A 14,146-nucleotide genomic window follows, 5' to 3' on the forward strand; every position below is an offset into this window, starting at 1 on the left:
GCCGAGGACCGGTTGCATCTTTTTATCTTGACTTTTATCGTCTTTTGAATGAACTTTGATACATCATCGCTTTCAAATTGCCGTACTCAAGTACTGTCGGTGTCTCAGTTCCTTATCTGAAAGTTAAGTCATTTGACTATAAAATCTATGGATATTTAATCGAAAGAATGATAGGAAGTTGTTTTGTTTCCAAAAATGAAGTTGACACTCCAATTTAATTTTTGAACTTGACACTTGAAATAGGATAGGCTAAAATTTTATTTACAATTGTCAACAAGGAGAGTGTCATGTCACACATTTCAAATGCTGAATGGGAGGTTATGAGGGTTGCTTGGGCGTCAGAAGAGGTTACTAGTTCCTATATTATTGATGTTTTGCAACAAAATCATGATTGGTCGGATTCAACTATAAAGACCATGATAACTCGCTTAGTTGATAAGGAATTATTGGCTAGTCGTCGTGAGGGAAGGCGTTTCTGGTACAGAGCCTTGATTTCAGAAGAAATGGGGCAATGGACTTGTGTTTCAGACACATTCGCTAAAATTTGTGTCGTTAATCATAAGACATTGATTGAAAAGTTAGTGGCAGCTACCCCTATGAGTTTAGCAGATATTGATGATCTTGAAAAATTATTAAATATAAAAAAATCTGGCGCAGTAGATAAGGTTGTCTGTCAGTGTCTTCCAGGGCAATGTTCTTGCCACCATCATTAATAGAAATAATCCTCCCTGACTATTCAAGGAGGATTATTTCTATTGATAGTTTAGGGTTACTTACTAAGTAGTTTAACCGTTTTTACGTTTTACAGTTAGTCCAGCCATTCCTAGGATGCTGAGACCAACTAAGATAAAGTTTGCAGAAGTAGTTTCTCCAGTCTCTGGAAGGCTGCTTTTCTTGCTACCATAGTGGTTTTCTGCTTTTAGCGCAGCTTTTTGGTTTCCTAGAGTAAGGACGATTGCTTTGTTTCGAGAGTTTGAAACGTTAACGCTTGCTCTTTGTTTTGTCTGTTCTTCTCCTCGAACAATGGCTTTAGAAGGCTGATTTGAAGGGACAGTTGATGTATTTGTTTGTTCAGGTGTTACATGAGTATCATCATCTGGTTCAACGATATCAACTGGTACTTCAGCTAAATAAGTTTTAACACCTTTGATACCTGATGTGATTTTAGTACCATTGGCTTCTTGTTGGCGAATATATTCAATGAAAGTTTCTGTATCAGGGCTGATAGCTCCAATTAAGGTTGCGTTTCGGAAGCTTTCGAAACCATCACCACCACCAAAGAGAAAGTCGTTGATAACAAGGGTGTACGTTTTACTTGGATCAATTTCTTCACCATTATCTTTGTAGGCTCTAACAACTTTGTATGGTGTCTCTTCACCACCTTCAGGATTGTCAGTAAAGGTGTATTTAAGACCAGCTATTTGGAGGAAATAATTTTCCTTACCATCGTACTGTTCGTTCAGAACTTTATAGATATCCTTACCATTCATTTGGACAATTTGAAGGATATTACCAAAAGGTTGAACGGCTTGTGCAGCTCCCCAAGTAATTGTACCGTCTTCAGAAACTACTAGACCTGAACGGATACCACCGTTATTAGTCATGGCAAAATCCACTGGAATAGCTGATTTTTGCTTAGCAATGGCTAATTGGGCGCTTGTAACAAGATTTCCAACGGGACTTTCTTTGAAGTCGTTGACCTCGCGACTAATTATTTCAGAAGTTACGGCAGTACCGATTTTAGTACTGGTTACTTGTTTCACAATGGTATTGGCTTCATCCACAATGGCTTGTATGTCTTCACTAGCAGTTTTAATGCCAGGAGCGACAGCGATAATTTCAGCATCTGGGATAGCAACAAAATCTTGTATATCAGTGTCTAGGATACCGCGAACATCGGCATAGGCTTTACCTTGTGATAGAGCTTGAACGATACGAGTATTGCCAACGATTCCATTCGTGTATTGGTGATTGTGACCGGCAAAGAGGATATCAACACTGTGGTTTGGATAAATGTCAGTTACACGTTTCATAAGGTCAGCTGCTTCACCTTCAACGGCATCGCCATTATTGACTGCAGGGACGTGAGCGAGGACGACGATGGCTTTGACACCTTTTTTCTGTAATTCCAAAGCGTAAGCCGCAATAGTTTCAGCTTCGTCTAGGAATTCATATTGTTCGTAATGTTGGCGTAAAACTAGATTTGGAATTTCTTTAGTGACAATCCCAATGAATCCTACTTTAACAACCTTATCGTTGATGGTAACATCTTGAATAGCGTAAGGTTGCCAGTTGTATGGAATTTCACCTGTTGTTTTATCAATAACATTAGCGATAACGATGTCTTGTGTAGCTGAGACGCGCTGGTAATCATAAACGATCTTATTGAAACCAGCATCAGCAGCTGGTGCCTCACCTTTAATAATACGATTGTATTCATCTAATCCTTCGTCAAATTCGTGATTACCAATAGTTCCATAGTTAAAGCCCATTTGATTGAAAGCTTTAACTGTTGGTTCATCTTGAAGTAAGCCAGAGTTAGCAGGACTAGCGCCTACCATATCACCTGCTTGAACACGAAGTGAGGTAGAATTTGGATTTGCGGCGGTAAATTCTTTTTCAGCATCATCCATGTAAGCATCCAGTTGTGCGACGGTACCAGCATTGGAAACTTTACCATCCGGCATATAAGCGGAGCCAGTAGTGTCTAGTGCTCCATGGAAATCATTAACGCCTAAGATTTGGATAGCTTCTTGGTCGGCATAAATACTGGTAGACATTATCCCAAAACCAGCAACAACAGCTAACATACTACTTTTTAAAGCAACTTTCTTATTCATCGTAACTCCTTGATTCATTAGTGAAGATAGTAAACAGTATCCATAGTTAGTTTACTATGGCCATCAGGAAAATTCAAGGTATTTTTGAATGAAAAACGAATTATTTTTCGTTGGACTTTAAAAAAAGGACGGTTTTGAAACGTTTTCTCAGTATATTTTATAGGCTATTGAATATTGTATTTTGTTTTTATAGTGAAAATTCTTTTAAAAAATGCTATACTTTTTTAAAACAAAATTAGTCTTTTAAAGGAGTAGCTATGTTACAAGATATTGGACAAACTGGTGTTAAAGGGTCACGTATTGCTTTAGGTGCGATGCGTATGAATGCTTTAGATGTGAAAGAAGCAGAAAAGGTTATTGCAACGTCAGTTGACAATGGTATTAGTTTTTTTGATCATGCAGATATTTACGGTGGGGGAGAATCTGAAATCCGTTTTCGTGATGCCTTGAAAAACCTTGATATCAAGCGTGAAGACTTTGTTTTACAATCCAAATGTGGTATTCGTAAAGGCTTCTTTGATTTTTCAAAAGATCATATTTTAGCTTCAGTTGATGGTATTTTAGAGCGCTTAGGAACGGACTACCTTGATTTCTTGGTCCTTCATCGTCCAGATGCCTTGTGGGAACCGGAAGAAGTAGCGGAAGCCTTTAACCACTTGACATCAGTTGGTAAGGTTCGTCATTTTGGTGTCAGCAACCAAAATCGCAGTCAAATGGAATTTTTGCAGTCTTATTTAGATAAGCCATTAGCGGTTAACCAATTGCAACTATCACCAGTTCACGCGCCGATGATTTCTTCTGGCTTAGAAGTTAATATGACAACATCAGGTGCCAATGACCGTGATGGTGGCATTATTGACTATTGCCGACTTAACAAGGTAACAATTCAGGCTTGGTCACCATTCCAAATTGATCTCTCAAAAGGACTTTTCTCTGGTAATCCTGACTATAAAGAATTGAACGCTACCATTTCAACTCTTGCTGAAAAATATGGCGTATCCGATGAAGCTATTATTGTTGCTTGGATTCTTCGACATCCAGCTAAAATTCAAACGATTATTGGTTCCATGAATCCTGAGCGTATCACGCGTATAGCAGATGCAGAAAAAGTAGACCTCACACGTCCAGAATGGTATGAGATTTATATCAAAGCGGGACATATTTTGCCCTAAACTGTAGCTCAGTCATGTCAAATTTTTAACGGAATAAGATGGCTATGATTAACAGTTATCAATAACTTTCAAAAACTGATAAGTTTCAAAAGGAATTCAAAATGTCAATATCTCATCATCATTATAGCCTTAAAGTTGGCTTGAAAAAAATAATCATAAACTTTGCTTGTCTTCTGGTTCTAAGTTTGATCTTGAGTTTAGCATTAGCGGGAGTCGTTTCGCTTTTCGAGAATGGTTTTGAACCGATTAACTTAAATCAATTTCGCCCTCGTTTCTTAGGTTACTCATGGGTCTATGCAGTGATTAATGGAGACGCAGAGTTAGGCAAAAGAAAAAAGTGGCTGATTTTTATCATTGGCTTTATATTGCTCTTGGTTTTGTCAATCTTATTAGTACATCCGTGGAAAGTATTGGTTCAAGATGTAACGATACCAGTTTGGCTGTGGCTTATCGGTTTGCTCTTGGGAATTGGTATGATAATCTATCTTTTGAATCATTGCTACCAATCAAACAATGACCTATCTTGATTTGTTTAATAGATGTGAGATTTATCCTTGATAAAAAGACTTCGACTATTTTTTAAGTCAAAGTCTTTTCTTAGTTACTCTATTTAGTATTTCAGGATTGAGAATTATCCAAAACTCAAAGTATCACTAGTTGAAACGAGAACAGGAACAAAGCACTTTAAGAAAGCATCGCAAACGACTACGATCCTAATATTTGCTCACTAACCTTCAATATAATCTTTCAATGCTTCCTCTTTTAAACCGGCATTGATGGCGATGAGTAATTTCAGACGTGCTTTTTGACCGTTCAGTTCTTTGATAAACATAACGCCTTTTTGATGAAGGTGTACTCCACCACCTTCATAGGCATAGACTGGCTCAGCGATGCCATTGAAACAGCGAGATACCAGCACAACGGGCAGTCCCTCTTTAACCAATCGTTCAATCGCTAAAGATGCCTCAGGGGGAAGATTACCAGCACCAAGTGCTTCAATAACGACACCATCAATATGACTTGCTCTCAGCAAACTGAGAATCCCATCTCCCATACCAGCATAGGCCTTGATAATAGGGATTCTTCCATTGATGGATTCGAGGTCAAAACGAACACGTGGTTCAGCGGTTTGGAAAAAGAGGATTTCATTTTTCATAATGATACCCAAAGGACCGTGAGTTGGTGTTTGGAAGGTAGAAACGTTGGTCGTATGGGTTTTAGTGACATACTTAGCAGCATGAATTTCATCATTCATCACAACCAGTACACCCTTGCCGATAGCTTTCTGATTACCAGCTACTCGAAGTGCGGAAAGGTAGTTGTAAATACCATCGCTTCCTAGTTCGTTGGATGATCGCATCGCCCCAGTAATGACAATAGGAATGTTGGGGAGGTTCATCGTATCGAGAAAGTAGGCTGTTTCTTCTAGCGTATCAGTCCCGTGGGTGATAACAACACCATCAAATTGATCACCAATGTCTCTAATCTTATGATAGAGTTTGAACATATGTTGTTCAGTGATGTGAGGGCTTGGAACATTAAAAATATCAATGGTTGTGATAGTATAATCATCAAGTTCAACAGCGACATGGTTCATAGGATTGTCGGCAGATGAGTTGACATTTCCCATTTCATCAGCCGTCATAGAAATAGTGCCTCCTGTATGGAGAACGAGTATGTGTTTAGTCATTAAAAAACTTCTTTCAAAATTATGTTATAATTTATTCTAACATAATTCAGAAAATGGGAGAGTTAAGTTGGCAATCAAGGCAGTTTTTTTTGATATTGATGGCACCCTCTTAAATGATCATAAGCGTGTTGAGAAAGCGACTGTATTAGCTATTAAAAATTTAAAAGAACAAGGAATTCTTGTCGGTGTGGCAACTGGAAGGGGGCCTGGTTTTGTGCAACCTTTTATGGATAATCTTGGTCTTGACTTTGCGGTGACTTACAACGGTCAATATATCTTTACCAGAGACAAGATTCTTTATCAAAATCAACTACCTAAGTCACTTATCTATCGTGTGATCCGTTATGCAGGAGATAAAAAGCGTGAGATTTCATTAGGCACAGCTTCTGGTTTAGTCGGTTCAGGGCTAATTGAAATGGGTACCAGCACCTTTGGACAAATTGTCAGCCGATTGGTTCCTAAAAAACTAACCAAAACGGTTGAAAATAGCTTTAAAAAAATCATTCGCCGCATTAAACCTCAAAATATGGATTATTTAAAAACTATTATGCGAGAACCAGTCTTTCAGATTGTTTTAGTCGCAACAGAAGGGGAAGGTCAAAAACTGCGTGATAAGTTTCCGCAGATTACGATTACCCGATCTAGTCCATATTCCATTGATTTGATTTCTCATGGTCAATCTAAAATCAAAGGTATTGAGAGAGTAGGAGATATCTTCGATTTTGACCTTGATGAGGTTATGGCATTCGGTGATTCAGAAAATGACATGGAGATGCTAACAGGGGTTGGTATTGGTGTTGCGATGGGTAATGGTCAGGACGAGCTCAAGTCTATTGCTGATTATACGACAGATAGTAACAATCGTGATGGTATTTCAAAAGCTCTAGCCCACCACGGCTTAATCCATTTGGATCCTGAGGAAGGCTTTAAGAGTCGTGATGATAACTTCAATAAGGCCAAGGATTTCCATCTGCTTATGGACGGATCGGTTAATCACACGCCTCGTCTTTATAGTATTACCGAAGGTGGCAATCGTGCAAACTTCAAGGTAGAAGAGATTGTTGAATTCCTCTATGCAGCTAGTCAAGGAGATCGTCATGATTTTACCCAGTCGATTTTAAATTTACATGCAGCTGTGGATAAAGCAGCGCAAAAAGTACAGAGCAAACCGCATCCAGAAACACCTTTAGTGGGTGAAGTGGATGCTTTGACTGATATTCTTTATTTTACTTATGGTTCATTTGTCTTAATGGGGGTTGATCCTAAACCTTTCTTTGATATTGTCCATGAAGCCAATATGGGGAAAATATTCCCCGACGGTAAAGCTCACTTTGATTCTCAAACTCATAAAATTTTAAAACCTGATCATTGGGAAGATAAGTTTGCGCCAGAGCCAGCTATTAAAAAAGAATTGGATCGTCAAATTCAACAATCCCTATAACGAACACAATAAAACCTTTTAGTCATTAGACTAGAAGGTCTTTTGATATTATTACAAAACTTTATCCTTATCGCGAACAACTAAGATATCCACTTTGGCGTTACGAAGGATATATTCAGATGATGAGCCAACTAATAGGCGCTCAAAGGCATTAAGACCCGTGGCACCAAGCATGATTAAATCAGCTCCCTCTTTATCAGGGATATCAATGGCAAGAAGGGATTTGGGGTTGCCAAATTCCACAATCTGACGGACCTTCTGAACACCTGCAGCTCTGGCTCTGTTTTCTAAATCTGTTAGAGATTCATGGGCTTCACGCTCTAACTTCTCATAGACAGTTGCGTCAAATGTAGCGACACTTTGAAGAGCTCTTGTATCAATAACATGGGTCAGCAAGATTGCAGCCTCATTTCGTTTGGCAACATTAACAGCTTTTTCAAAGGCGAGTTCAGACTCTTTAGAACCGTCGATGGCAACTAGTATTTTTTCATATTGATGAGACATAACAGTGACCTCCTAATTTCTATATTTTTATTATAACTCATTTGTTTTAAAAATGAGAGCGTTTTATGTACGTTTTCTGAAAAATCTATCTTGTCAAAAAATCTAATACAGATAAATGGAAAATCGTGTTATTTTCTAAAAATTGCGATATAATAGCAAAACGTGAGGTAACAAAATGAAGACTTTTGAAAAATCATCTAAATTAGAACATGTTGCTTATGATATTCGTGGGCCTGTCCTTGATGAAGCTAATCGTATGCGAGCTAATGGGGAAGGGATTCTCCGATTGAATACAGGCAATCCTGCAGAGTTTGGCTTTACAGCACCTGATGAAGTGATTAGAGATTTGATTATGAACGCGCGTGATAGCGAGGGTTATTCTGATAGTAAAGGGATTTTCCCGGCCCGTAAAGCGATTATGCAGTATTGTCAAACTAAGCAGTTTCCAAATGTCGATATCGATGATATCTATATTGGAAATGGTGTTTCGGAAATGATTACCATGTCTATGCAAGGTTTGCTTGATAACGGTGATGAGGTTTTGGTACCTATGCCTGATTATCCACTGTGGACGGCATCAGTTAGTCTAGCTGGTGGAAATGCAGTGCATTACGTTTGTGATGAAGCAGCTGACTGGTATCCCGATCTGGAAGATATGGAAGCTAAAGTCACTAAAAAGACTAAGGCAATTGTTATTATTAATCCTAATAATCCTACAGGTGCCTTATACCCTAAAGACGTTTTAGAAGGAATCGTTGCCATTGCACGCCGCCACAATTTGATCATCTTCTCAGATGAGATATATGATCGAATGGTTTTTGACGAGGCTAAGCATATTCCAATTGCTACTTTGGCACCGGACTTGTTTGTGGTTACCATGAATGGTTTATCAAAATCACATCGTATTTGTGGTTTTCGTGTTGGATGGATGGTTCTTTCAGGGCAAAAAGATCATGTTCAAGGCTATATTGAAGGCTTAAATATGCTTTCCAATATGCGCCTTTGCTCAAATGTCTTAGCCCAGCAGGTTGTTCAAACGTCACTGGGTGGTTACCAATCCGTGGATGAGTTATTAATGCCAGGTGGACGCTTGTATGAGCAAAGAGAATTTGTCACCAAAGCTATTAACGACATTCCAGGTTTGTCGGCTGTTAAACCGCAGGCTGGACTTTATCTGTTTCCTAAAATTGACCAGAGCATGTACAATGTTCCAGATGATGAACAGTTTGTCTTAGAATTTTTGAAGCAAGAAAAAATCATGCTTGTTCATGGTCGCGGCTTTAACTGGAAGGACCCAGATCATTTTCGTATTGTTTACCTACCAAGAGTTGAAGAATTAGCGGAAATCCAGACTAAAATGGAGCGCTTTCTGAGACAATACCGTCGTTGACGTTAATAAAATGATAACTAGATGACGGTAAAATAACAATTGTATGTTTTTGTCATTATTGTAAGTAATTTTCAGATAATTGATTGCCTTTTTGGTTTGCAATTGTTATAATAGCATGTAATATATTTTTCAAATTAGAAAGGGTTATCATGCCTAATTTATTGTCACAAACTCGTAAAATCACTTCCATTCTTCAACGTTCAGTTGATAGTCTTGAAGGTGATTTACCTTACAACCTGATGGCAACTCAACTTGGAGACATCATTGACTGTAATGTATGTATCATCAATGGTGGTGGTGCTATCCTTGGTTTTGCTCTAAAATATAAAACCAACAATGACCGTGTTGAAGCCATGTTCGAAGAGAAAAAATTAATCGATGAGTACGTTAAAGCGGCTAGCCGTGTTTATGACACGGAAGCTAACTTACCGGTTACCCATGATCTCAGTATCTTTCCAGTAGAACTCCAAGAAGATTTTCCAGATGGTTTAACAACTTTGGCCCCAATTTATGGTGGCGGTATGCGTCTAGGAACACTTATCATCTGGCGCAATGACCAAGATTTCAAAGATGAAGATTTGATTCTTGCCGAAATTGCCTCAACAGTAGTGGGTATTCAACTCTTGAACCTTCAAACAGAGAATCTTGAAGAAACAATCCGTAAGCAAACAGCTGTTACTATGGCAATTAACACTCTATCTTATTCAGAAATGAAAGCAGTAGCAGCTATCCTTAGTGAACTTGATGGTACAGAGGGTCGTCTGACAGCCTCTGTTATTGCGGACCGTATCGGTATTACACGCTCTGTTATCGTTAATGCCCTTCGTAAACTTGAGAGTGCTGGAATTATTGAAAGCCGCTCACTTGGTATGAAAGGGACTTACCTCAAGGTTATCAACGAAGGTATCTTTGATAAAATTAAGGACTACAATTAATGACAAAAGCATTGATTTCAATCGACTATACGGTTGATTTTGTAGCAGACGAAGGGAAACTGACTGCTGGGAAACCAGCCCAGGAGATTGAAGCTTCTCTTGTTTCCCTAATCCAGAAGGTATACGCAGATGGGCACTATATCTTTTTTGCAATTGATCGTCATGATGAAGGCGATGATTGTCATCCTGAAACCAAACTCTTCTCTCCTCACAACATTCAAGGAACCTCTGGAAGGAACTTGTTTGGAGCTTTGGCACCTTTTTACGATTCTATCAAAGATGATGGCAAGGTTTTCTGGATGGACAAGCGCTATTATTCAGCATTTGCTGGGACAGATTTGGATATTCGTTTGCGTGAACGTCGCGTTGATACAGTGGTACTAACAGGTGTCTTGACAGATATTTGTGTGCTACACACGGCAGTGGATGCTTATAATCTCGGTTATCAGATTGAAGTATCAAAGTCAGCAGTAGCTAGTCTGACAGCAGAAAGAAATCAATGGGCTCTTGAACACCTTGAACATGTTTTAGGAGCAAAGATTGTTGATTAATACTATCACCTTGTCTTTTCCAGACAGGGTGATTTTCTTAATTTTAGGAGATAGGACTATCTGTTTTTTTGTGGTATAATTTAACGGATAGACTGGATGTAGTATTCATCATTTTGATTGAGATGAGCTACAAAACGATAGAGGAGAAAACAATGAAAATTTCTGAAGAAGAAGTACGTCATGTTGCCAAGTTGTCTAAGTTGAGCTTCACTGATCAAGAAACTAGTGAATTTGCCCAAAGTTTGACAAAAATTGTCGACATGGTTGAATTGTTAAACGAAGTAGATACAGAAGGCGTACCCGTAACAACTACCATGGCTGACCGAAAAAATGTTATGCGCGAAGATGTGGCAGTCACTGGTCAACCACGTGAGGAACTCTTTAAAAATGTTCCTGAAGAAAAAGATTATTTCATCAAAGTTCCAGCCATTTTTGAAGAAGGAGGAGATGCCTAATGTCATTACATGATAAGACAATTGAAGAGTTACACGACCTCCTTGTTAAGAAGGAAATATCTGCAACTGAATTGACACAAGCAACTTTAAAAGATATTGAATCTCGTGAAGATATCGTGGGCTCATTTGTGACGATTGCGGAAGAAAAAGCGCTCAAGCAAGCTCAAGCTCTTGATGCTAAAGGTATTGATGCTGACAACGTCATGAGTGGTATTCCGCTTGCAGTGAAAGATAATATCTCAACCAAGGGGATTTTGACGACAGCCTCATCAAAAATGCTTTATAATTACGAGCCAATCTTTGATGCGACAGCCGTTGCTAATGCCTATGACAAAGATATGATCGTGATTGGTAAAGCCAACATGGATGAATTTGCCATGGGTGGTTCAACCGAAACATCCTATTTTAAACAGACAAAAAATGCTTGGGACCAAAGCAAGGTTCCTGGTGGGTCATCTGGTGGTTCAGCTGTTGCTGTAGCTTCTGGTCAAGTGCGTTTGTCACTTGGTTCGGATACCGGTGGCTCTATTCGTCAACCAGCAGCCTTTAATGGAGTTGTTGGGATGAAACCAACTTATGGGATGGTGTCACGTTTTGGTTTGATTGCCTTTGGTAGTTCACTGGATCAAATCGGACCATTTGCACCAACCGTAAAAGAAAATGCGCAGCTCCTGAATGTTATTTCTAGCTATGATACTAAGGATGCTACTTCTACCAAAAACCAAGTAGCTGATTTTACAAGTAAAATTGGTCAAGAAATTAAAGGCATGAAAATTGCTCTTCCTAAAGAATACTTGGGAGAAGGGATTGACTCTGAGATTAAGGCCAATATCCTATCAGCAGCTAAACACTTTGAAAATCTTGGTGCGATTGTTGAAGAAGTCAGTCTTCCACATAGCAAATACGGTGTTGCAGTTTATTATATCATCGCTTCATCTGAGGCTTCCTCAAACTTGCAACGTTTTGACGGAATTCGTTACGGTTTCCGTGCAGAAGATGCTACAAACTTAGAGGAAATCTATGTCAACACTCGTAGTCAAGGATTTGGTGACGAAGTGAAACGTCGTATTATGCTAGGAACCTTTAGCTTGTCATCTGGTTACTATGATGCCTACTACAAAAAAGCTGGCCAAGTGCGTACCTTGATTATCCGTGATTTTGATAAAGTCTTTGCGGATTATGATTTGATTTTGGGGCCAACAACACCGAGCGTAGCCTTTGACTTTGGAGATAAATCTAAAGATCCAGTTTCAATGTACTTGGCTGACCTTTTAACAATCCCAGTTAACTTAGCTGGACTTCCAGGGATTTCTATCCCGTCAGGCTTTGTAGATGGTTTACCAGTCGGTTTGCAATTGATTGGTCCAAAATACAGTGAAGAGACTATTTATCAAGTAGCGGCAGCATTTGAAACAACAACTGATTATCATAAACAACAACCTAAAATTTTTGGAGGTGACAACTAATGAATTTTGAAACCATTATCGGACTTGAAGTTCACGTTGAGTTGAACACCAATTCTAAAATCTTTTCATCATCAGCAGCACACTTTGGTCAAGAAGCGAATAGCAACACTAACATCATCGATTGGTCCTTCCCAGGTGTTCTCCCTATAATTAATAAAGGCGTTATTGATGCAGGGATTAAAGCATCATTAGCGTTAAACATGGACATCCATCAAGAAATGCACTTTGATCGTAAAAATTATTTCTACCCAGATAATCCAAAAGCTTACCAAATCTCTCAATATGATGAGCCGATTGGTTACAATGGCTGGATTGAAGTGGAATTAGAAGACGGTTCAACCAAAAAAATCCGTATCGAACGTGCTCACCTAGAAGAAGATGCTGGTAAGAATACGCACGGAACGGATGGTTATTCTTATGTTGACCTCAATCGCCAAGGGGTGCCATTGATTGAAATTGTCTCAGAAGCAGATATGCGTTCACCTGAAGAGGCCTATGCTTACTTGACTGCCCTTAAAGAGGTCATTCAGTACACAGGTATTTCAGATGTTAAGATGGAAGAAGGCTCTATGCGCGTTGACGCTAATATCTCCCTTCGTCCTTATGGTCAAGAAGCCTTTGGAACTAAGACGGAGTTGAAGAATCTTAACTCATTCAACTACGTTCGTAAAGGTTTGCAACATGAAATTGAGCGTCAGGCTAAGATTTTGCGTTCAGGTGGTCAAATCCAACAAGAAACACGTCGTTATGATGAAGCAACTGGAGAAACCATCCTCATGCGTGTTAAAGAAGGAGCGGCTGATTACCGTTACTTCCCAGAACCTGACCTACCTCTTTACGAAATTGACAATGACTGGATTGAAGAAATTCGTGCTGAATTACCAGAATTTCCAAAAGAGCGTCGTGCAAAATACACAGCAGAATACGGTTTGACAGCCTACGATGCTAGTCAATTGACAGCAACCAAGGCAACTTCAGATTTCTTTGAGTCGGCTGTGGCGAAAGGTGGCGATGCTAAACAAATCTCTAACTGGTTACAAGGTGAAGTGGCGCAATTCCTCAATGCTGAGAACAAAACCTTATCAGAAATTGCTTTGACGCCAGAAAATCTTCTTGAGATGTTAGCTTTGATTGAAGATGGTACGATTTCATCTAAAATCGCTAAGAAAGTCTTTGTTCATTTGGCTAAAAACGGTGGTTCAGCACGTGAATACGTTGAAAAAGCTGGATTGGTTCATATTTCAGATCCTGACGTCTTGATTCCAATCATTCACCAAGTCTTTGCGGATAATGAAGCAGCTGTAGCTGACTTTAAATCAGGTAAACGTAATGCTGACAAAGCCTTCACAGGATTCTTGATGAAAGCAACTAAAGGACAAGCTAATCCACAAGTGGCTCTTAAACTCTTGGCTCAAGAATTGCAAAAATTGTTGGATAACTAGTCTTAAATTTAGCTCTTAAGTTTGTATTTATTTCAAGTATAATCATGTAAAAAGAAGACCATTAGGTCTTCTCAGACTGAAGACAAAGTCTGGCTCTTCGTCAACTGTAGTGGGTGACTTATAATTAGCATCTAGAGAGAATCGTTCTGGTTCTCTCTCTTTGTCTCTTTCCGGTTTTCGAGAGACAACCTAAAAGGGTCACTCTCCTGACCCTTTTAATATTCAAAGCGATGAGTATTTTAGTTTTAAAGTTCTTGAAT

The 14,146-nt window shown here is 39.1% G+C and carries 13 protein-coding genes; 10 read left to right on the forward strand and 3 right to left on the reverse strand.

Features of this window, described 5'->3' with window-relative positions:
* The first annotated feature begins 287 nt into the window (after positions 1 to 287).
* Positions 288 to 713, forward strand: a complete 426-nt coding sequence (locus tag ACMZ6U_RS05850; protein ID WP_416107041.1) for a CopY/TcrY family copper transport repressor — start codon at positions 288 to 290, stop codon at positions 711 to 713.
* A 72-nt stretch (positions 714 to 785) separates the two neighbouring features.
* On the opposite strand, the gene ACMZ6U_RS05855 is transcribed toward ACMZ6U_RS05850, so the two are convergent.
* Positions 786 to 2,840 carry a surface-anchored 5'-nucleotidase gene (locus ACMZ6U_RS05855; protein ID WP_416107043.1) on the reverse strand — a complete coding sequence of 685 codons (2,055 nt, stop codon included), beginning with the start codon at positions 2,838 to 2,840 and terminating at the stop codon, positions 786 to 788.
* 257 nt (positions 2,841 to 3,097) lie between these two features.
* Here ACMZ6U_RS05855 and ACMZ6U_RS05860 point away from each other — a divergent pair, with 257 nt between their 5' ends.
* Both ACMZ6U_RS05860 and ACMZ6U_RS05865 read left to right on the forward strand, forming a co-directional pair.
* Positions 3,098 to 4,012 (forward strand): aldo/keto reductase, encoded by a 915-nt coding sequence (locus tag ACMZ6U_RS05860; protein ID WP_416107045.1) that lies wholly within the window; start codon positions 3,098 to 3,100, stop codon positions 4,010 to 4,012.
* Positions 4,013 to 4,113: 101 nt separating this feature from the next.
* The gene (locus ACMZ6U_RS05865) at positions 4,114 to 4,539 is read left to right on the forward strand and encodes a hypothetical protein (protein ID WP_416107047.1); all 426 of its coding nucleotides are present in this window, start codon (positions 4,114 to 4,116) and stop codon (positions 4,537 to 4,539) included.
* 200 nt (positions 4,540 to 4,739) lie between these two features.
* Here ACMZ6U_RS05865 and ACMZ6U_RS05870 read toward each other — a convergent pair whose 3' ends face one another.
* On the reverse strand, positions 4,740 to 5,702 hold the full coding sequence (locus tag ACMZ6U_RS05870) for an asparaginase (RefSeq protein WP_416107049.1): 963 nt from the start codon (positions 5,700 to 5,702) through the stop codon (positions 4,740 to 4,742).
* A 67-nt stretch (positions 5,703 to 5,769) separates the two neighbouring features.
* Here ACMZ6U_RS05870 and ACMZ6U_RS05875 point away from each other — a divergent pair, with 67 nt between their 5' ends.
* The gene (locus tag ACMZ6U_RS05875) at positions 5,770 to 7,143 is read left to right on the forward strand and encodes a Cof-type HAD-IIB family hydrolase (protein WP_416107051.1); all 1,374 of its coding nucleotides are present in this window, start codon (positions 5,770 to 5,772) and stop codon (positions 7,141 to 7,143) included.
* 51 nt (positions 7,144 to 7,194) lie between these two features.
* On the opposite strand, the gene ACMZ6U_RS05880 is transcribed toward ACMZ6U_RS05875, so the two are convergent.
* Positions 7,195 to 7,647: a universal stress protein gene (locus ACMZ6U_RS05880; RefSeq protein ID WP_416107053.1), complete on the reverse strand. Its 453-nt coding sequence runs from the start codon at positions 7,645 to 7,647 to the stop codon at positions 7,195 to 7,197.
* 175 nt (positions 7,648 to 7,822) lie between these two features.
* Here ACMZ6U_RS05880 and ACMZ6U_RS05885 point away from each other — a divergent pair, with 175 nt between their 5' ends.
* From ACMZ6U_RS05885 to gatB, 6 genes are all read left to right on the forward strand, one after another.
* A complete protein-coding gene (locus tag ACMZ6U_RS05885) occupies positions 7,823 to 9,037 on the forward strand; it encodes a pyridoxal phosphate-dependent aminotransferase (protein WP_416107055.1) in 1,215 nt (404 codons plus the stop codon).
* A 149-nt stretch (positions 9,038 to 9,186) separates the two neighbouring features.
* Positions 9,187 to 9,972, forward strand: coding sequence for a GTP-sensing pleiotropic transcriptional regulator CodY (codY, locus tag ACMZ6U_RS05890; protein WP_415670833.1), 786 nt, complete (start codon positions 9,187 to 9,189; stop codon positions 9,970 to 9,972).
* Positions 9,972 to 10,523 (forward strand): cysteine hydrolase family protein, encoded by a 552-nt coding sequence (locus tag ACMZ6U_RS05895; RefSeq protein ID WP_416107057.1) that lies wholly within the window; start codon positions 9,972 to 9,974, stop codon positions 10,521 to 10,523. The genes codY and ACMZ6U_RS05895 overlap by 1 nt, the downstream gene beginning before the upstream one ends.
* Positions 10,524 to 10,675: 152 nt before the next feature.
* Complete coding sequence (gene gatC / locus ACMZ6U_RS05900; protein WP_416107059.1) at positions 10,676 to 10,978, forward strand: Asp-tRNA(Asn)/Glu-tRNA(Gln) amidotransferase subunit GatC; 303 nt, start codon at positions 10,676 to 10,678, stop codon at positions 10,976 to 10,978.
* Positions 10,978 to 12,444, forward strand: coding sequence for an Asp-tRNA(Asn)/Glu-tRNA(Gln) amidotransferase subunit GatA (gene gatA / locus ACMZ6U_RS05905; RefSeq protein ID WP_416107061.1), 1,467 nt, complete (start codon positions 10,978 to 10,980; stop codon positions 12,442 to 12,444). The genes gatC and gatA overlap by 1 nt, the downstream gene beginning before the upstream one ends.
* Positions 12,444 to 13,886, forward strand: coding sequence for an Asp-tRNA(Asn)/Glu-tRNA(Gln) amidotransferase subunit GatB (gene gatB / locus ACMZ6U_RS05910; RefSeq protein ID WP_416107063.1), 1,443 nt, complete (start codon positions 12,444 to 12,446; stop codon positions 13,884 to 13,886). Before gatA ends, gatB begins: the two co-directional genes overlap by 1 nt.
* Positions 13,887 to 14,146 lie beyond the last annotated feature (260 nt).

The organism is Streptococcus pluranimalium, assembly GCF_047785745.1.
Taxonomy (GTDB): domain Bacteria; phylum Bacillota; class Bacilli; order Lactobacillales; family Streptococcaceae; genus Streptococcus; species Streptococcus pluranimalium_B.